20 protein-coding genes are annotated in these 18,060 nt (G+C 56.7%); 7 read left to right on the top strand and 13 right to left on the bottom strand.

The genetic code is table 11. From position 1 onward, the window contains the following. Position 1 precedes the first annotated feature (1 nt). The 4 genes from holA to IE089_RS00085 all read left to right on the top strand — a co-directional run bounded on the left by holA (position 2) and on the right by IE089_RS00085 (position 2,832). The gene (gene holA, locus IE089_RS00100; protein ID WP_189474040.1) at positions 2-1,042 is read left to right on the top strand and encodes a DNA polymerase III subunit delta; all 1,041 of its coding nucleotides are present in this window, start codon (positions 2-4) and stop codon (positions 1,040-1,042) included. A gap of 289 nt (positions 1,043-1,331) precedes the next feature. Beyond that, positions 1,332-2,060, top strand: coding sequence for a translesion DNA synthesis-associated protein ImuA (imuA, locus tag IE089_RS00095; protein ID WP_189474039.1), 729 nt, complete (start codon positions 1,332-1,334; stop codon positions 2,058-2,060). Positions 2,061-2,134: 74 nt separating this feature from the next. Continuing rightward, positions 2,135-2,569, top strand: coding sequence for an OsmC family protein (locus tag IE089_RS00090; protein WP_189474037.1), 435 nt, complete (start codon positions 2,135-2,137; stop codon positions 2,567-2,569). A 68-nt stretch (positions 2,570-2,637) separates the two neighbouring features. Next, the gene (locus IE089_RS00085) at positions 2,638-2,832 is read left to right on the top strand and encodes a DUF2788 domain-containing protein (RefSeq protein WP_229802658.1); all 195 of its coding nucleotides are present in this window, start codon (positions 2,638-2,640) and stop codon (positions 2,830-2,832) included. A gap of 67 nt (positions 2,833-2,899) precedes the next feature. Here IE089_RS00085 and IE089_RS00080 read toward each other — a convergent pair whose 3' ends face one another. Further along, a complete protein-coding gene (locus tag IE089_RS00080) occupies positions 2,900-4,771 on the bottom strand; it encodes a DUF885 domain-containing protein (protein WP_229802503.1) in 1,872 nt (623 codons plus the stop codon). Between the two features lie 255 nt (positions 4,772-5,026). On the opposite strand from IE089_RS00080, the gene IE089_RS00075 reads away from it, so the two are divergent. Together IE089_RS00075 and IE089_RS00070 are read left to right on the top strand one after the other, a co-directional pair. Beyond that, on the top strand, positions 5,027-6,484 hold the full coding sequence (locus tag IE089_RS00075; protein WP_189474035.1) for a Y-family DNA polymerase: 1,458 nt from the start codon (positions 5,027-5,029) through the stop codon (positions 6,482-6,484). Positions 6,485-6,787: 303 nt separating this feature from the next. Continuing rightward, positions 6,788-7,132 carry a hypothetical protein gene (locus tag IE089_RS00070; RefSeq protein WP_189474033.1) on the top strand — a complete coding sequence of 115 codons (345 nt, stop codon included), beginning with the start codon at positions 6,788-6,790 and terminating at the stop codon, positions 7,130-7,132. Between the two features lie 223 nt (positions 7,133-7,355). Here the strand turns inward: IE089_RS00070 and IE089_RS00065 are convergent, their stop codons facing one another. The 10 genes from IE089_RS00065 to IE089_RS00020 all read right to left on the bottom strand — a co-directional run bounded on the left by IE089_RS00065 (position 7,356) and on the right by IE089_RS00020 (position 12,956). Next, the gene (locus IE089_RS00065) at positions 7,356-7,997 is read right to left on the bottom strand and encodes a LysE family translocator (RefSeq protein ID WP_189474031.1); all 642 of its coding nucleotides are present in this window, start codon (positions 7,995-7,997) and stop codon (positions 7,356-7,358) included. Between the two features lie 9 nt (positions 7,998-8,006). Continuing rightward, the gene (locus IE089_RS00060) at positions 8,007-8,570 is read right to left on the bottom strand and encodes a lipocalin family protein (protein ID WP_189474029.1); all 564 of its coding nucleotides are present in this window, start codon (positions 8,568-8,570) and stop codon (positions 8,007-8,009) included. A 31-nt stretch (positions 8,571-8,601) separates the two neighbouring features. Continuing rightward, complete coding sequence (locus IE089_RS00055) at positions 8,602-9,012, bottom strand: GFA family protein (protein ID WP_490388051.1); 411 nt, start codon at positions 9,010-9,012, stop codon at positions 8,602-8,604. A 40-nt stretch (positions 9,013-9,052) separates the two neighbouring features. Beyond that, entirely contained in the window at positions 9,053-9,742 is a 690-nt protein-coding gene (locus tag IE089_RS00050; protein WP_189474024.1) for an aspartate/glutamate racemase family protein, read from the bottom strand. Between the two features lie 42 nt (positions 9,743-9,784). Beyond that, entirely contained in the window at positions 9,785-10,192 is a 408-nt protein-coding gene (locus IE089_RS00045; protein WP_189474022.1) for a DUF2306 domain-containing protein, read from the bottom strand. A 111-nt stretch (positions 10,193-10,303) separates the two neighbouring features. Continuing rightward, positions 10,304-10,627, bottom strand: coding sequence for a hypothetical protein (locus IE089_RS00040; protein ID WP_189474021.1), 324 nt, complete (start codon positions 10,625-10,627; stop codon positions 10,304-10,306). Between the two features lie 154 nt (positions 10,628-10,781). Beyond that, positions 10,782-11,216 carry a nuclear transport factor 2 family protein gene (locus IE089_RS00035; RefSeq protein WP_189474020.1) on the bottom strand — a complete coding sequence of 145 codons (435 nt, stop codon included), beginning with the start codon at positions 11,214-11,216 and terminating at the stop codon, positions 10,782-10,784. A 308-nt stretch (positions 11,217-11,524) separates the two neighbouring features. Continuing rightward, complete coding sequence (locus tag IE089_RS00030; RefSeq protein ID WP_189474019.1) at positions 11,525-11,770, bottom strand: DUF6868 family protein; 246 nt, start codon at positions 11,768-11,770, stop codon at positions 11,525-11,527. A gap of 47 nt (positions 11,771-11,817) precedes the next feature. Next, complete coding sequence (locus tag IE089_RS00025; RefSeq protein WP_189474018.1) at positions 11,818-12,420, bottom strand: MSMEG_1061 family FMN-dependent PPOX-type flavoprotein; 603 nt, start codon at positions 12,418-12,420, stop codon at positions 11,818-11,820. A 74-nt stretch (positions 12,421-12,494) separates the two neighbouring features. Beyond that, positions 12,495-12,956 (bottom strand): nuclear transport factor 2 family protein, encoded by a 462-nt coding sequence (locus IE089_RS00020; RefSeq protein ID WP_268247966.1) that lies wholly within the window; start codon positions 12,954-12,956, stop codon positions 12,495-12,497. Between the two features lie 163 nt (positions 12,957-13,119). Between IE089_RS00020 and IE089_RS00015 the strand changes: the two genes are divergently transcribed. Then, positions 13,120-16,215: an error-prone DNA polymerase gene (locus tag IE089_RS00015; protein ID WP_189474014.1), complete on the top strand. Its 3,096-nt coding sequence runs from the start codon at positions 13,120-13,122 to the stop codon at positions 16,213-16,215. A 145-nt stretch (positions 16,216-16,360) separates the two neighbouring features. On the opposite strand, the gene IE089_RS00010 is transcribed toward IE089_RS00015, so the two are convergent. Both IE089_RS00010 and IE089_RS15810 read right to left on the bottom strand, forming a co-directional pair. After that, entirely contained in the window at positions 16,361-16,933 is a 573-nt protein-coding gene (locus tag IE089_RS00010; protein WP_189474012.1) for a peroxiredoxin, read from the bottom strand. A 218-nt stretch (positions 16,934-17,151) separates the two neighbouring features. Then, the coding region (locus IE089_RS15810) for a collagen-like domain-containing protein (protein ID WP_490388050.1) at positions 17,152-18,060 on the bottom strand (909 nt) is incomplete at its 5' end.

Here is an 18,060-nt window from a genome sequence, read left to right as displayed (position 1 = left end):
CATGCAGCTCTATCCGGAGAAGCTTGCCGCCCACCTGAAACAACAGTTGCTCCCTGTTTATCTGATCAGCGGAGAGGAAACACTGCTGGTGCAGGAGTGTGCCGACGCCGTGCGCGCAGCCGCTCGGGATGCCGGCTGCACCGACAGGGAAGTGATCGATGCCGGAGAACGCGGCTTCGACTGGCAGTCTATCCTCGAAAACGCTGGCAGCATGTCACTGTTTGCCGAACGGCGTCTGTTGGAAATTCGGCTGCCCAGCGGCAAACCGGGCGCAGAGGGCAGCAAGGCACTACTGGCCTATCTGGAGATTGCCGCCCCCGAGGATGTGTTACTCATTGTTGCCGGTAAGATCGATAAGCAGTCCACTAGCAGTAAGTGGTACAAGGCGCTGAATGCGGCGGGTGCCACGCTGCAGCTGTGGCCCATTGGTGCCAACGAGTTGCCGCGCTGGTTGCAGCAGCGCGTTATGGCGGCAGGCATGCAGATTGACCGCGATGCCGTACAACTATTGGCCGAGCGGGTTGAAGGCAATTTGCTGGCCGCCGTGCAGGAGGTTGAGAAACTCAAACTGCTGGCTAATGACGGCAAAATCACCGCGGAGACCGTTAACGAGGGCGTCCTTCACAGTGCCCGTTATAACCTGTTTGATACTGTGGATACTGCACTTGCCGGCAAGGCACGCGACAGCCTGCGTAAACTGCAGGGATTGCGGGGCGAAGGCACTGCGCCGCCGGTGGTTTTGTGGGCATTGGCGAAGGATATCCGACTGCTGTTCGACGCCCGACAGGACTGCGAGCAGGGGCACAATCCGCAGCAGGCGCTAAACGCACGCCGGGTATGGAAAAACCGTATGGGCCTGATGCAAAGTGCGCTGGAGCGTCATGACGCCGCCTCCTTGAACCAGCTACTGCAGCAGCTGATGGCTGCCGATGCCAGTGTGAAAGGCTATGGCGCCGGCGACGGGTGGCAACACCTGGAAAATCTGGTCCTGGCACTGGCAACCGGGTCACCCGCCACAAGCCCACAAAGGTCTCCTGCCTGATCGCAAAACGCCGATCTCCCGCCGGTTACGGTGCTACAGCCACTGCTTATAGCGTCTATTTCACCGAGGCTGCGGCTTATCCCGGACCCATTAGCGCCCAGCAATGCTGCCGCCTGCGGACCATTCCCTGCTCACTGAACCCTTACTCACCCGCCTGGGCGGATGTGTATGAAAACTGGACAGGTCAATCTTGAACTGTGCATTTTCCCATCGCAGGCCCTTGCAGCGCCCCCAATCAACAACTACTGTATGTTCATACAGTATTTTGAGATCGCGCCCGGAGGCCACCATGAACGAGATGCTTGAACAGGTTATACAACGCAAAGACACCTGGCAGGGCCACTCCGCCCTGTTCAACGATCACGCGCCTGCTAACCATGAGTTTCACGATGAGCGTGCACTCAGTACAGGCTACAGCAGCCTGGATCAGGCACTGCAACAAGGTGGCTGGCCCACAGGCACCAGCATTGAAGTACTCAGCGACGGCTGTGGCATGGGCGCAATGGGCCTATTCCTGCCCACCATGGAGACACTGAGCGGACAGAACCGTTGGCAGGCCTTTATCGCACCGCCTTATACCCCCTATGCGCCGTTGCTGTCGGCCCGCGGCATCGACACCCAGCAAGTACTGCTGGTGCACCCGCAGAACCGTGAAGATCTGTTATGGAGTACCGAGCAGGCACTACGCAGCGGCACTTGCAGCGTGGTATTTAGCTGGCTGGGGGCCACAGAGTACCGCTACAGTGAGCTGCGCAAGCTACAGTTGGCCGCCGCCGAAAGCGACACTCTGGCTGTTCTGTTTCGCTCCAATGATGCGCAACACAATCATTCACCGGCGGGCTTGCGGCTGCAGATGCGGGAGTACCGCCGGGTGCGCATCCTCAAGCAACGCGGTGGACGCCAGGACCTCGATGTGACCCTGTCACCGAGCAACGATGTACCGCAGCAGCCACAGTTATGGGAGCTGCCGGCAAGCAACCCGACAAGCAGTACCGGCTTCTCTGCAGGTATCGCATAAGCAGCACTCGGGGTACTGGCATGTGAGGGCAATAACCGCTATACACATAAGCCCAGCGACTTGGAGCCACTCACATGCAAGACTTTCCCCATCACTATGTGGTGAAGGCAAGCGCCCTGCCCGGCGAACCTGTAGCCATAGAAGCTGAGAACCTACCCGAGATTATCTCGGCACCGCCTACCCAGTTCGGCGGCCCGGGGGATAAGTGGTCACCTGAAGACCTGATGATGGGTGCCGTTGCCGACTGTTTTATTCTCACCTTCCAGGCAATTGCCAATGCTTCGAAGTTTGAGTGGGAAACCTTAAGCTGCAACGTCGAGGGTACGCTGGACCGCATCGATCGCGTCACGCGTTTCACTGCCGTCACGGTAACCGCAACGCTGACCCTGGACACCAGGGCAGATCAGGGTAAAGCAGACAGATTGCTGCACAAGGCTGAGGAGTCTTGCCTGGTAACCAACTCCATGAGTGCCGAGACACAGCTGGTTACTAACATAGTCGCCAGTTAAACCGGGCGATCATCGCAATCGTGGCATGAGCAATCACACAGGAGAGAAGCGTCACCGTGGATGAATGACTGACAGAATACGGCGTCACTCTGGGTGTGGGTGGCCTGATCCTGTTCATGGTGTTTATCGTGGCAGACCTGGCACGGCGAAGTCATGCCGGTAAGTTCGGCACCTTTATTCTGTATATTGCCCTGGCCATGGGCATCCTGGGCTTCCTGATTAAGGTGGTGATCACCTACATGATGGAAAGCGCCGGCGTCTAGGAACACCAGAGGCAAAAAAAAACGCCGGGGTATTCGCCCGGCGTTTTCGTTAACTCACCTCTTTGCGCTAACCCGCGTTTGAGGCAGCGATCATCGCGTCGATCTTCTGCTCCAGCACAGACAGCGGCACGGGGCCGTCTTTCAGCACTTCGTCGTGGAAGTCACGGATGTCGAAAGCATCACCCATCGCAGTGCGCGCCTTCTCACGCAGCTCAACGATTTTCAGCTTGCCAATCAGGTAGGCAGTCGCCTGACCTGGCATGGCGATGTAGCGTTCAATCGCCTTGGTGGAATCACCTACAGAATTGGGCGTATTCTCGACCAGGTAATCAATGGCTTCCTCACGCGTCCAACGCTTGCTGTGTAAACCGGTGTCCACCACCAGGCGGCAGGCGCGCCACAGCTCCATCGCCAGGCGACCAAAGTCGGAGTATGGATCTTCATAGAAGCCCATTTCCTTGGGCACCAGCTCGCTGTACAGGCCCCAACCTTCAGTATAGGCAGTGAAGCTTGCGTACTTCTGGAAAATAGGAATGCCCTGCAGCTCTACCGAGATAGCACGCTGCATGTGATGGCCAGGAACGCCTTCGTGGTATGCCAGCGCTTCCATCTGGTACTTGGGCATATCCATCATGTTGTACAGATTGGCGTAATAGATGCCGGGACGAGAACCATCCGGCGGCGGCCCCTGATAAAAGGCCTTACCGGCAGAGCGCTCGCGGAAAGCCTCAACACGCTTCACTGTGAGCTCAGCTTTGGGGAGCAGACCAAACATCTCCGGCAGACGCTCGCGCATAACATCAATCAAACGCGTAGCTTCAGCCAGATAAGCGGCGCGGCCCTCGTCCGTGTTGGGGTAGTAGAACTGCTCGTCTTCGCGCATGAACACGAAAAATTCCGCCAGAGTACCCTCGAAACCGACCTTATCCTTGATGGCTTCCATCTCTGCATGAATACGCGCGACCTCGCGCAGACCGATGTCGTGCACTTCATCGGCTGTCAGGTCCGTCGTGGTGAACCAGCGCAGGCGCTCGGCATAGAACTCATCACCACGCTCAAACTTCCATACACCATCCGCGTCCGGTGCCACAGCACCCTGGGTTTCCAGCTCTGCGATCAGGCGGTCGTAGGCAGGCTTAACCACCTCAACCAACGCCTTCTTGGCATCGCTCAACAGCGTGTCTTTCTCGCTGTCTTCAATCTCTAACTTGGCAACCTTGCCTTGGAAATCAGCCCAGATTGTGGAGTCTTCACCGGTGTCATCAAAAGGTGCACCCGTGATCACATTCTTCGACGCAGCAATCATTTGTGGATACTGCCAATCAGCCAGCAGGAAGTTCTTCTCCTGACGAATGCGCATCTGTTCAATCACATCGTCAAACCAGACGCCAACACCGTTAAGGCGGCTAACGTATGCCGCTGCATCGGCGATATCGCCCACGCGGTGAATGTTGATCAGGAAGCTGGGGACAGCCGTGTGCGGGCCGCGGAATTGATCGATGACGAATTTGTGGTGACGGAAATCATCGCTGGCCAGCTGACGCTCAATATCCAGCTTGTACAGGTCCCAGGACAGGCCCAGGCTATCGTCCAGCTGCGAACGGTCGTAGTCAGCCACTGCGGCCAGGCGGGCTTCGGAAATTTCGCGCGATTCCTGCTGGAAAGCTTCCGATACGGTATTCCATTTATCCTGGTTGGTCTTGTCGCCCACATAGCTGGCGAAGGTTGGGAAGCGAACCAGGTCAGCGGCCCAGTTCTCGTCCAGAAAAGTACGGAACGCTGTGGCCACATCTGGGGTTTCAGCGGGCACCGCAGTGGTTACTGGTGCCGTCTCTGCAGCGGCAACATCGGCTGCGGGCGCAGGCGCCTCCTTGGCGCAACCGGTGAGCGCCATCGCGGCGACACTGGTTGCCAGCAATAAATGTCTGGGTTTATTCACGGTTGTCTCTCGAGTGGTTGATGAAAGAGGGTTTTCGCAGCCTCGTGAGCCACGAAGGGCGCTCATAATGGCCTAGCAACCACGGGATTGCCAGCCTTTCACCGCCTTACTGGACAGGGATCTGTTTTTATAAAATACTGTATATATGTACAGTATTTATGCCAAACTGGCCCAACTGCTCCCTCGCTACCTGGCAGCGCCCCAAAGTGATTGGAAAATAGGTAGTCCAGACACCATTTTAGCGGGCACAACCGCATGAGTTTATGGCTGTGTTTACGCTTTGATCTGCTCCCGCTACAGGCGCTGAATCGCAGCGAAGAGCAGGCCGTTGTGGTTTTGGAAAAGCAGCGCGTACTGCGTGCCAATGACTGTGCCTGCGCCATGGGTATTAAGACCGGGCAAAGTACAGCGACCGTTCGCGCCCTGGCAGCGGAGCAACCGCTCACGCTACTAGAGCGCGATACGGTACGGGAACAGCTGAGCATGACGCAGCTGTGCAGCTGGGCTTATAGCATTAGTCCAACACTGCACCACTGGCGAGGCGACAGCCTGCTGCTGGAAATTGGCAGCTGCCTCACACTGTACCGTGGTCTGGACCGCCTGATGGAAGACGTGCGTCGCGGGCTGGCCACACGAGGCTACCAGGCCGAACAGGGCTTGGCCGCTACGCCGCGGGCAGCCTGGTTGCTATCACACGTTGCGCCGGATATTGCACTGGCTGTGGAGCAGCCGTTGGAGCAACGCCTGGGCACATTGCCCATCGCGTTGCTGAAAGACCACGCGGCAACAATAGACTCCTTACGGCGGGCGGGGATTCACCACTTTGAGGACCTGCTTAAACTGCCACCCCCCGCATTGGCAAAACGCTGTGGCAAGGCCTTTGTCGATGAATTACAGCAGCTGCTTGGCCTGCGTGCCGATCTGCGCAAGGACTACCAACCCCCCGCGCGGTTTAGCGATACCTATTGGTTCGGCTATGAAGTGCGCGGCCATAACGAGATGCAGCCTGCCATCCAGTTCCTGCTGCAGTCGCTGTGCCGGTTTCTGCGCAATACCCAGCTACAAACCGGCGAAATCCAATGGGAGTTCATCACTATCGAGGGCCAGGTACAGCATTTACTGGTGCGCAGCAGTAGCCACAGCCACGACTGGCAGAACTGGCACCAGCTCACCGGCATTCAGCTTGAACGCGAGCCCTTCACCAGCGGCATTGAGGGTGTCACGCTCAACTGTCGCCAGCTGGAATCGGCCAGCGCCGCCACAGTAGACCTCTTTAACAGCGGCCAGCAACGTGAACCGCTCAGTAGCCTGCTGGACAGGTTGCGCAGCCGCTTGGGGCTGCAGGCAATAATGACGATCGGCTGCAGGGATGAACACCTGCCCGAGTATGCCGTTCAAACAGGCCAGGACTGCGCTATGCGCAGCATGGGCGGCACCCAACAAGACCCCTCAGGTACTCAGGGTGCTACGCCTTGCCAGCAAAGGCCCTTCTGGCTAATGCCGCAGCCACAGCCGCTGCAACTGCAGCAGGGGGCGCTGTACTGGAACGGGCCTCTGGCGCTGATTTATGGGCCAGAGAGGATCGAGGATAACTGGTGGGCCGAGCCTGTAAGTCGTGACTACTACATTGCGCAAGGTGAGCAGGGCCAGCATCTCTGGATTTACCGGGATCGCAGGCTGCAGCACTGGTATATCCAGGGCATTTTTGCCTGATCGCGCCTCCATACAGGCCTTAAATTGGGAGGATTCGCAGCGGAAACCCCTTTTTGACGACAAATATGACGGTTTGTAACAATTACCGGATCATCTCTATATTGTTGTTTTTATAAAACTTATTGGGATCTTCGCAAACTCCTACACCTTTTATGTGAACTTATTATTACAATCATGTTTCAACGATAGCTATACTGACTTCGTTGCCTGTATAGTACTTCTCAAGATGCCTACCAGAGCATTGTTACAGAAACATGACATTCAGAAATATAAATTCTCGCCGTGAGGCGAAGGAGATAGACCATGAAAAAGCTTACAGCAGCAATCGCACTCGCATTACCCCTCCTGGCGCCTGGTGCATTCGCCGAGGTCACTCAGGATTGTATCGTTGAAGGTACCGTGGACAAGGATCGTGCCGCCAAAATGGGCAAACCGGTCTACGTTGAGTTTCACTCAGCCAAGAACGGAAAAGACGCTCGTTGCAGCATGAACCGCAGCAAGAATCGCCGCGTGCAGTTCAAGGCACCCAGCACCGACGGTATTGAGAATGCGCCACACGGCTCCAAGGTGAAATACCGCTACACCGAAGACAGAAACAAAGACGGCAAATGGGAACTGCTTGAAGTTTCCGATACCCGCTCCTCTTAAGTGAGATAGGTGCTCCCGGCGCAGCCCGGGCATCAACCACACTTACAAAAAAGGCCGGCAATCCCGGCCTTTTTTGTGCCTGCTCGAAATAAATCGCCACCCGCACAACAAACCGCAGGACAGATGCCGATTCACACTAATGGGACAGCATGAGGCCGGTGGCGCCACTCACTCAACGCTTCGCGTCTTGACCGGCGTTCTGAGATGAGATGCTATCTGCTACCTAGCGCTTAGCTTCCCAGGCCTCAGTGCCCAGAATAACGGCACCCATCGCGATGAGGATCACACCGGACACTCGCTCCTGTAACTGCTGGGCCTTATCGTTTTGCAGTAGCCAGCGCGACACTTTTGCCGCGGAGACCGCCACCAGCACGTCGCAGGGAATCGCCGACACTGTAACGATAAGCCCAAGCAGCAAAAACTGCGGCGCAACCGGGCCGGCCGCCGGATCGACAAACTGCGGCAGCAGCGCCAGAAAAAACAAGGCTGTCTTGGGGTTACTCGCTTCAACCAACACACTTTCGCGGAACACCCGCCAGAGGGGCGTGCGGGGCACCGCTTCTTGAACGGATTGTTCAGGCGAGTGCCGCCAGTAGGCAATACCGAGATAGACAAGATAGCCAGCGCCGGCCACTTTGAACACGGTATAGGCCAGTGGTGAATATTCAAAGATCGCGGCCAAGCCCAGCACCGCCGCCACGACATGAACAACACTGCCTACTGCAAGACCTGCCGCTGCAGCAAGGCCGCCCGGCACGCCCTGGGCAATCGCTCTTGCCATGACATAGAGGTTGGAGGGCCCGGGTGACAAATTCATCACCACAGCAGCCGCGGTAAACGCGATCAGAACTTCTAAAGAGGGCATGAACGCGCCCTACTTTGTCGAGACGGCACTGGCACCGTGTTCAACCCAGACAAGTTTATCCGCGGCAAAGCCCAACGCACCGGCGCGAGCCACAAACCGGTCTTTCAGGGTATCGCTGATCACAGGTTCGCGGGCGAGCAACCAAAGGTAGTCGGTATCACTGCCTGAAACGAAGGCGTAGTCGTAATCCTGACCCAGTTCAAAAACGATGTAGCTCGCGTAGAAGGGACCAAAGAACGACACCTGCAAAAAGGCCTCATCCTCAGGTCCGGCAAACCGCGCCTTACCTTCAGCGCTCTCACGCTCTCCACTCTCAATAGAGGTGCCGCTATTGAGAACCGTAATGGTACCGTCGTCACGCAGCGCATATTCTGCAGTAATCGCCGTTAGGCCACGCTCAAAGCGATTATCCAGTCGCGCGATCTCATACCATTTGCCCGCGTAACGCTGCACATCAAACTGGCCAACCGGTGTCACACCCTCCGGCATCCCGCCCTGACAGGCCGCCAAACTGATAATCAGAGCGCACCCGACAAACAGTCTGGGTAAGGCCGCCAAAAAACTGGAAGACATAAAGTTCACCAAAAGCCTGTAATAGGTACGCTTAACGGATCCGCAGTGTAACCTGCGAGCACCAGTTTGCACGACGTCGGGCAATGGATTCATCCATCGTTGCGCTCGTAAGATCGACGGGACGCGGCGGGGCGAAGACTGCTCGGTCGTGGAGGCAGGCAACATTAACAACCGCGTAGTACTGGTGATCGATAACGCTGGTTGCCACCGGTATCTGCTTGCACCGGGTGCAGTGGTGAAAATCCACGCGGCCCGTGCCCTGGTGCACTACCGCGTAGTGCTCGGGCACCATAACGTCGATGTCCAGTGGCGCACCCTGTTTCGACACCCAGACCAACTCTCGGCTGCGACAGAATTCGCAATCGCACTGCCGAGGCACCAGGGAGTAGTCGACCAGTTGCCAGGAAAGCCGAATGTTGCCGCAGCGACACCCTCCCCTCATCGGCGACACCCAACACCGCCGTACTGGGAATCAGGTGCCATCATTGCAACGCCCAGCTAACCGCTGCCTGCGCATGCAGGGCTGCCGTGTCGTATAACGGGAGTGGACAATCATCCGGCGACAGCAGCAGTGTAATCTCTGTACATCCCGCGATAACGCAGTCAGCACCTTCGTTAGCCAAGTCCGCGACAACACGCTGATAGGCATTGCGTGACTCGGCGCGAACCTGACCCTGACACAGCTCCTCGTAAATCACGCGATGAACCTCGTCCCGTGCCGATTGATCGGGAATCAGTGCCGACAGGCCAGCGCTCGAAAGTCGCTCTCTATAGAACGCTTCCTCCATCGTGAAGCGTGTACCCAACAAAGCGGGGCGCGCATGCCCGTTCGCTCGAATAGCTTGTGCAGTGGTGTCGGCCAAATGCAGCATGGGAATGTCCACCGCTGCTGCAATCTCGTCAGCCACCTTATGCATGGTATTCGTGCACAGCAATAACACGTCGGCACCCGCAGCTTGTACCTCGCGAGCGTTGGCCGAGAGCTGCCTGCCAATGCCCACCCAGTCACCGGCTACCTGCAGCCGCTCCAGCGGGGCAAAATCGACACTCACCATGGCAATTGGGGCTGAGTGTAATCCGCCGAGCAGCGCCCGAGTGCGCTCGTTAATGAGGCGGTAGTAAAGCGCGGTGCTTTCCCAGCTCATCCCGCCCAGTAGCCCAATGGTCTTCACAGGCACCTCCACGGCGCTCCTGCTTCAGCTTGGCAGAAGCACTCAGGGTTTTGCATCAAAACCATTCACAAACAGTACGTCGTGTAGATACCGATCCGGGGCCAGGGTAAAGCCGCCGGCAATGAGTATGGCGCCGATGTAGGTCATTACCATGCTGATCTGGTGCGTTCGCTGATCGCCCCTGCGGATTGCGCTGTAGGCCCTGGGTACGCTGATGAGCACCACAATGCTAAAGATATGAATAGGCCCAAAGTGGCCCAAAACCGTGCCGCCTACAGTACCGGGCATGGCCAAAGTGATGAGTGCGGTGGCCAGCATCAAAATCATATAGATTTTGCCCAACAGGCGATGAACCGATGAACCCTTGCGCGCTATCAGCAGGTAGCCGCCAATCAAGGCCGCAGGCAGCACTGTCGCCAAATGCATGAACATTAATTGGGTGTAGCTCATGATAGCTCTCGGCGCGGTCAGTATGGGCTGAACATACCACAGCCCAGCAACGCAGGGGTCAGCCCCAGCCACAAGATCCGTGAGCTGCAGGCAGGCAACCTGCCCAGAATCCTATCCCTTCAGCTGGCCACCGAAGCGATAACAACGATGCTGCCTGAACTCGCGCTGGGCTTTGCGCCGTGCATGCTTCCAGCTGCGCATTTGCGTTTCCAGCCCGCCGTCGCGGCGCTTATCCGAGTAGTGATTCATTTTCGTCTGAATTGCCAGGCAGTGCTCCAGCGAACCTTCCTCGACGGCCAGCGCCACACCGTTAATACAGAGGAATACACACAAAGCCAACATACGCATTGGCCCACAAGTGCCTGTGAGCGTTTCTGGAATCTTGCCCATGGTAACGGCTGCATGACTGCCTGCCCTTGATCTGATAAGAAACATTCCGAATGGCCCTCCTTGGCCATACCGTTAAGTGCGCGCCGCAAAGGACACGCGCTTCAACGAGCTTAGAAGAATCTACAGGGCGGGACGACATCCCAAACGGGCGTTTCCGTGCTGAAACGATCAAACACCGGTGAATAGCACCTCTTTGAGTCTAGTCGGTGAAGTCGTCAGCAGAGGCTTTCATCATCTCTTCCAGGAACCAGCCCGGAAATTGGCCGACAAACTTGTTCATATCCCAGAAGTCGCTCCAACGATACACCAGGCCATCCTTTAGCTCGTGAACGGTGCAGAAGCGATGCTCTGCCACTTCTCCTCGCATAAACGTCCATGTTTCGGTGTGATCCATGACAACTGCATCCCCCTCTGCAATCAGCCGATGGGTCACCTGTTCCTGCTTGCTGAGATGATTAAACGCGATGCGCAACCGCTTGATGCAGTTCTCCGGACCATGCGCTCCGGGATCATCACTGGGCACGTCCTCGTAAAAGACCTCAGGGTGCATGCAAGCTTTCATTCCTTCCCAATCCATCTGCCCGAGCGCAGCCCACATACGCTCCACTACTGCCTTGTTCTGCTCGATCGACATTCCTGCCCCCTATTATTGCTACTGTAACTCGAGTAACACCTACACTGCTTTCATTGGTAGCGACGGTCGCCTACCAGCCAAGGTATTCGCACTGAACATACCGACATAGTCACTCAGCACGTCGACCCCGGTAATTGTTAATGCGGTGCGGGGACCGCTGTAGTCGAGGCCCTCAGCGACCGCACTCCCAATCTGGGCAGGCCGGGCTGCGCTATCTGTTAAGCACCAAGCACCAAAAAACACAGTGATAGATTCCGACATGTCTCTTATTCCTAATCCACAAACAGCCTCAAACGGCTCGCCGTTACTTACGCCATTAACTTCAAAGCAATGTAGGGCGTAAGATTTAGAATCAGGATTGCGATCTTGAAATTAGCCAGGTAACTAAAATAAAGCTCATCCAGCTGACCACTGGGTACAGCCGCAATTTTTGAATGCAGCTTTTTCACGGGCTCTCTAAAAAACATCAATACCAGCGCCGTCAGTAGGTACACCCCCACATTAACAACAGAACACCAGCCGAAAAAGGTAGTGGCTAATTGTATGCTATCCATAATGCTGCTCCCAAAAATTTAGACACCCATCGGGCAGTCGCGCCGACCTACCACATCCTATCCTTCGCGTACTCTTCATACCCTGCGTCATAAGCCTGTGCATCAAACTCTGAATCCAGCTCCTTAACAAACTCACCCGCCGTGGGAACCTGAGCACTGCAATCACCAGACTGCCACAATCTGGATCGCATAAGCGCCTTGGCACACTGAAAATACACATCGACAACATCAACAACGATCACAGACTTGGGGACCTTCCCACCCTGATTGAACTGTTGGGTAAACGCTGAATCATCCGTCAATAATGCATTGCCATTCACGCGAACCACGTTGTTACTTCCAGGCACCATAAACATCAGGCTGACGCGTCCGTCCTCCACGATATTACGCAGGGAATCCAGGCGATTGTTGCCGCGCCAATCCGGTATCAGCAGTGTTTTTTCATCGCGGACCTTCGCGACTGGACCAATATCCCCTCGTGGACTGGCGTCAGTTCCGCACTCGCCAACAGTTGCTAGCACTACAAAGCGCGAAGCGCCGATCCACTTTTCATACAGGGGTGTGATTGTGGCGCGAACTTTCTTCAAGGCGCCGGGAATGGCATCACCATAAAGCGCTTCGAGCTGTTCTACCGATTCAATCCTTTTCATCAATACACCTACCCTAATTCGATTTCAGAACTGCACGCGCAGGATGAGTAATATTGCTGGTGTGCGGCCCGACCTCACTTAGATTCCTTATGTGCGGGAAACAGTCTGAAAGACGGATCGCTGGAATTTCGCTGTGAGGCTTCATCTACCGTATCGCGATCAACGTCATGCATCGACTGCATGTCAGTAACATACTCCCGGTGCGATATGGCCCAGCGCCCACTGCGTTCAGCCCATTCGTCTAGGTAGCGTCCTTTTACAGTGATTTCCTGCAGACGCCCTTCCTGATCCGGGTTTGTCCACAGCGTTACGGTGACATAGGTTTCACTCTTGGCGGCCTTACCGTCGACCACGATCAATGCATTGGCTATCTGATGCGAGTGGCGCTCCATCGCGGCATGCGCCTCCCACACCCAGTCCACAAATCCATGTCCTGAGCCCTCGAACATACCGTGGTAGAGCGCTGTCCCACCCTCGTGCCACACGGAATAGGCCAGGTCCTTGTCCATCCGATCAAGGCCCCTGCATAGCGGCACAAAGTGTCGTAGATTGCCTGTCTGTCGATCAGCGGCTGTAGTTTGGATTCATTCATCGTTGGCACTGCGTGTAATTGAGTTAACAGCCTAGCAAATCATCGGCCGGCAAAGCGCTGCTTGGCGTCGTTTGATCCATCCAATATACTGTATAAATATACAGTATATGTTTACCTACACCGAACTACATTGCCTGAGCTGCTACAGCTTCCTGCGCGGTGCCTCCCACCCCCATGAGTTGGTGGAGCGCGCTGCGCAGCAGGGCTATGGTGCCATTGCCATTACCGACGAGTGCTCACTGGCAGGCATTGTGAAGGCGCACGTGGCCGCCAAGGAATGCGGCATACAGCTGATTGTAGGTAGCGAATTCAACCTGGAAGAAGGCCTGCAGCTGATCGCCCTGGCTCCCTCGCGCGCCGCTTATGCGGAGCTTTCAGGTCTGATCAGCATGGCGCGGCGGCGCAGTCCAAAGGGAGAGTACCGAGCCAGCCTGCGGGACGTGATTTTTCATCTCAAGCGCTGTCTTCTGATCTGGCGACCCTCAGGTAACAGCAAGCAGGAAGCCGGCTGGGGCAGGCAACTTGCGCGCTTGTGCAAAGGTCGCGTCTGGCTGGGCATTTCTCGCCTGCTCGCCAACAATGAGGTAGCGGGTACCCGAGAATTGCTGGAACTGGCAGCCACTTGCGGCGTGCCGCCGGTGGCCTGTGGTGACGTGCAGATGCACACGCCCGAGCGTAAGCCACTGCATGATGTACTGACCGCCCTGCGCTTCAATAGCAGCATTCAAGACCTGGGCCGGCGTCGCCTGGGCAACAGCCAGCAGCACCTGCGTTCACTCGACAAGCTACAGAACCTCTACCCGCCTGAGCTACTGGCCGAGACGCAAATCATCGCTGAGCGATGCCAGTTCAGTCTCGATGAATTGCGCTACGAGTACCCCGAAGAAGTCGTACCTGATGGATTGGATGCGAACAGCTATTTAAGAAAACTGGTGGCCGAGGGCGCGGCCCAGCGCTGGCCAAACGGTACGCCTGGTGCCATACAGCAGCGCATCAATACTGAGCTGGCGCTGATCACCGAGCTCAATTACGAGTACTACTTTCTCACGGTGTACGACATTGTGGCGTTCGCGCGCGGTCGTAACATCCTGTGTCAGGGACGGGGCTCCGCGGCAAATTCGGTGGTGTGCTATTGCCTGTTTATTACCGAAGTGTCACCCGAGCAGGTGTCCCTGCTGTTTGAGCGCTTCATCTCTCGTGAACGGGACGAGCCACCCGACATCGATGTGGACTTTGAGCACGAGCGTCGTGAGGAGGTGATTCAATATATCTATAGAAAGTACTCACGGCGCCGGGCTGCACTGGCGGCAACTTTAATTACCTACCGCGCGCGCAGCGCCGTACGCGATGTGGGCAAGGCATTGGGACTGGACCCTGTCTTTGTTGACGATCTGGCGAAGTCGCTGGCCTGGTGGGATCGCACCCGCGATCTGGCCAAGCGCTTCGAGGAACAGGGCGTGGCTGGCCACAGTCAGCAGGCGGAACTGTTCTACAACCTGGTGCAGGAGATTCTCGGCTTCCCCAGGCACCTGTCACAACATGTGGGTGGCTTTGTGATTACCCGCAGCCCCATCTCAACACTGGTACCAGTGGAAAATGCGAGTATGGCCGAGCGCACGGTGATTCAGTGGGACAAGGAAGACATTGAGTCATTAGGCCTGTTGAAGGTGGATATCCTCGCGCTTGGCATGCTGTCCGCCATACGCAAGAGTCTGGCGCTGGTGCATCGCTACCAGCCGCAGATTCGCAGCATCAGTGATGTTCCCAAGGAGGATGCCGCCACCTATCGCATGCTGCAGCGGGCCGATTCCATCGGCGTATTCCAGATAGAGTCCCGCGCACAGATGTCCATGCTGCCCAGGCTCAAACCTGCCTGTTTCTATGATCTGGTTATCGAGATTGCGATTGTTCGCCCCGGCCCTATACAGGGCGACATGGTGCACCCCTACCTGCGGCGCAAGCAGGGGCTTGAGCCGATCACCTACCCGAATGACGATATCAAAGAGGTGCTGGAGCGCACTTTGGGTGTGCCCATTTTTCAGGAGCAGGTCATTAAACTGGCTATGGTGGCTGCCGGATTCAGCGGCGGCGAGGCCGACCAGCTACGCCGGGCCATCGCCAACTGGGGACGCAACAGCAAGCTGCTGACCTTTGAGCAGAAGCTGACCCGCGGCATGATTGAGCGCGGCTACGACACCGACTTTGCCAAGCGTCTGTTCGACCAGATCAAGGGCTTTGCCGGCTATGGCTTTCCCGAGTCGCACTCTGCGAGCTTTGCATTGCTGGCCTACGTCTCATCCTGGCTGAAGTGTCACCACCCTGCGGCGTTCTACACCGGACTGCTGAATAGCCAGCCTATGGGGTTTTACACTGCCTCCCAACTGCTACAGGACGCGAAGCGCCACGCCGTCACGGTCTTGCCGGTGGATGTGAACCAAAGCCTGTGGGATCACCAGTTATTGGATAGCCCGGGGCCAGCACAGCCACCCATCCGGCTCGGAATGCGCCTGGTGAAAGGCCTGAGCCGTGAAGGCGCGCAGCGCCTGATTGATGCGAGGGCGCAAGGCCCCTTTACCCAGATAAGCAATTTACGGCAACGCGCAAAATTAGACCGGCGCGACATGGAAGCCCTGGCAGACGCCGATGCCCTCGCCTCGTTAAGCGGCAACCGGCACCAATCCCAATGGCAGATTATGGCGCTGGAATCACCTCGTCCCTTATTACAGGAAGAGCAGCAGCGAGACGCGAGCTATTTCAATGACGAGGTCGCACTCCCTGCCCCGGGCATTGCCGAGGAAGTACTGGCCGATTATCGCGCCACTGGCCTGACGCTGCGGGCGCACCCCATGAGCCTGCTGCGTAATCAATACCCGTTCAATCGCTGCCAGCGGCATGCAGATCTTGCCACCATTTCCAGTGGCCGCTTTGTGCGCATGGCAGGATTAGTGACCTGTAGGCAGCGGCCGGGCACGGCATCGGGCGTTTTGTTCCTGACCCTGGAAGATGAAACCGGTAACAGCAACATTGTGGTGTGGAAGAGCACACAGAGCACCTTCCGTCAGGCACTGATGACCGGGCAACTTCTGCTCATCAAGGGCACGGTGGAAACGCGGGACAATGTGACACATGTGATCGCCGGCGCGGTGTTTGACTACACCAGTTCGCTGGAGTCTCTGAATATCAAAGCCCGCAGCTTTCATTAGCAACTTGTCGCTTTGCATTAGCGCAAGGCCTCAAGCGGTCGTCAATCGAGCGATGGAAGAGATCAAAAACGCCCCAGAAAAGACGGCCACAAAAAAGCCGGGCAGTGCCCGGCTTTGGGAGTTGGTGTTAGCAGGAAGCGCTGAATCAGCCTTCGAATGCCAATCGCGGTGAAGACACGCCTTCAGACTCAGTGCCCTTCAGGAAGGCCAGCATGGTGTCAGCGTCAGACACTTCGAAGGGGTCGGTTGGGCAGTTGTCGCCAAAGTCTGGCTCAACGAACAACTTCTCGATAGTGCCGTCGTTAACCAGCATGGAATAGCGCCAGGAACGCATGCCAAAGCCAATGTTCGACTTATCGACCAGCATACCCATCTTGCGGGTGAACTCGCCGTTACCGTCGGGCAGCAGGAACACATTCTTGTTGCCGATTTCCTTGCCCCACTTGAACATCACGAAGGCGTCGTTCACGGAGATGCACATGATCTCGTCGACACCCTGTGCCTTGAAGTCATCGTAAAGCTCTTCATAGCGGGGCAGGTGGTTGGACGAACACGTGGGTGTAAAGGCGCCGGGCAGTGAGAATACGACAACCTTCTTGCCGCCGAACAGGTCCTGCGTGGTTTTGTCTTCCCAGCGATAGGGATTCTCACCTTCCACGGACTCATCACGTACGCGGGTTTTAAAGGTCACATTAGGAACTTGAGTGACGAGGCTCATCGTAATTTCTCCAAAGCGGTTAACTGAGGGCGCTATTCTTTAACGAATTCGGCCATCTGTAAAACCAATTAAACAAATATTTTGATTCTGATTTATAGAACGTCTAATGGCGCGCTCATCAGGCGCGCGAAAAGTATAGACCAGCGCTTTCAATCTATCGCTGCAGAAACGAAAAAGCGCCCCTGAGGGCGCTTGGAGAATCCAGATCAAACCTACAGCTAAGGCGTGGGATCGAACACCGTGAACATAAACTCACGGTCGCATTCTTCATCGATTGTTGTGCCGTCATCACCCGTAATAACGCGAACAAAGAACTGATTCGCCGCCTGACCATAATAAGTGATGTTTACATCATCTCGGTCGCAGCCCGAATCGTTCTGGCCTTGAGAGGAGACGGTCAAATTAATGATGTAGTTGGCGTCTCCCGGTGAGTTGCTCAGGTTGATCTGATAGATACCTTCGCCGTTACGCTGCGCTGTTGCATTCAAACAGTTGATGCACTCATCAGCACCTATATTGGTACCACTAACCTTGCCCATAGCGTTGATGAAGTTGGTGCCGGTGGGCCCTGTGGGACCAGTGGGACCTTGAGCGCCAGTCGCACCCACAGCGCCCGTGGGACCTTGAGCACCGGTTGCTCCCGGCGCTCCAGGTGCACCATTCGCACCGTCCGAACCGTCCGCGCCATCAGCACCCTGCGGGCCTGTTGGACCGCGGGGCCCTGCGGGACCGGAAGAGCCGTCATTGCCATCGGTACCCGGTGCTCCTGTTGCTCCCTGTGGGCCAGCTGGCCCGGTCGCGCCGTCATTCCCGTCGGCACCCGTGGCGCCGGGGGTACCGGTCGCTCCCCGCGGACCGGCGGGTCCGGTTGCACCATCACTGCCATCCGCACCTGCAGCACCTGTTGCGCCTCCTGGGCCTGTGGGACCCTGCGCGCCTGTGACGCCCTGAATCCCCTGCGCACCCGTAGCACCTACTGCCCCAGTCGGACCTACCGCACCGGTCGGCCCTACTGCACCCGTGGCTCCAACCGCTCCGGTGGGGCCTACTGCACCAGTTGCTCCAGCGGCACCCGTAGGACCTACCGCACCGGTGGCGCCTGTCGGCCCTGCAACCCCGGTTGCACC

This window comes from Parahalioglobus pacificus (assembly GCF_014652275.1).
Classification (GTDB): Bacteria; Pseudomonadota; Gammaproteobacteria; order Pseudomonadales; family Halieaceae; genus Parahalioglobus; species Parahalioglobus pacificus.
Note: the sequence above shows the minus strand (reverse complement) of the source record. Positions and strands in the feature narration are given on the sequence as shown.

What these genes read in the sequence shown, in the direction of transcription:
- holA (WP_189474040.1), top strand. Translation starts at nt 2, where the DNA reads ATGCAGCTCTATCCGGAGAAGCTTGCCGCCCACCTGAAACAACAGTTG.
- imuA (WP_189474039.1), top strand. Translation starts at nt 1,332, where the DNA reads ATGAACGAGATGCTTGAACAGGTTATACAACGCAAAGACACCTGGCAG.
- IE089_RS00090 (WP_189474037.1), top strand. Translation starts at nt 2,135, where the DNA reads ATGCAAGACTTTCCCCATCACTATGTGGTGAAGGCAAGCGCCCTGCCC.
- IE089_RS00075 (WP_189474035.1), top strand. Translation starts at nt 5,027, where the DNA reads ATGAGTTTATGGCTGTGTTTACGCTTTGATCTGCTCCCGCTACAGGCG.
- IE089_RS00070 (WP_189474033.1), top strand. Translation starts at nt 6,788, where the DNA reads ATGAAAAAGCTTACAGCAGCAATCGCACTCGCATTACCCCTCCTGGCG.
- IE089_RS00065 (WP_189474031.1), bottom strand. Translation starts at nt 7,997, where the DNA reads ATGCCCTCTTTAGAAGTTCTGATCGCGTTTACCGCGGCTGCTGTGGTG.
- IE089_RS00060 (WP_189474029.1), bottom strand. Translation starts at nt 8,570, where the DNA reads ATGTCTTCCAGTTTTTTGGCGGCCTTACCCAGACTGTTTGTCGGGTGC.
- IE089_RS00055 (WP_490388051.1), bottom strand. Translation starts at nt 9,012, where the DNA reads ATGAGGGGAGGGTGTCGCTGCGGCAACATTCGGCTTTCCTGGCAACTG.
- IE089_RS00045 (WP_189474022.1), bottom strand. Translation starts at nt 10,192, where the DNA reads ATGAGCTACACCCAATTAATGTTCATGCATTTGGCGACAGTGCTGCCT.
- IE089_RS00040 (WP_189474021.1), bottom strand. Translation starts at nt 10,627, where the DNA reads ATGTTTCTTATCAGATCAAGGGCAGGCAGTCATGCAGCCGTTACCATG.
- IE089_RS00035 (WP_189474020.1), bottom strand. Translation starts at nt 11,216, where the DNA reads ATGTCGATCGAGCAGAACAAGGCAGTAGTGGAGCGTATGTGGGCTGCG.
- IE089_RS00030 (WP_189474019.1), bottom strand. Translation starts at nt 11,770, where the DNA reads ATGGATAGCATACAATTAGCCACTACCTTTTTCGGCTGGTGTTCTGTT.
- IE089_RS00025 (WP_189474018.1), bottom strand. Translation starts at nt 12,420, where the DNA reads ATGAAAAGGATTGAATCGGTAGAACAGCTCGAAGCGCTTTATGGTGAT.
- IE089_RS00015 (WP_189474014.1), top strand. Translation starts at nt 13,120, where the DNA reads ATGTTTACCTACACCGAACTACATTGCCTGAGCTGCTACAGCTTCCTG.
- IE089_RS00010 (WP_189474012.1), bottom strand. Translation starts at nt 16,933, where the DNA reads ATGAGCCTCGTCACTCAAGTTCCTAATGTGACCTTTAAAACCCGCGTA.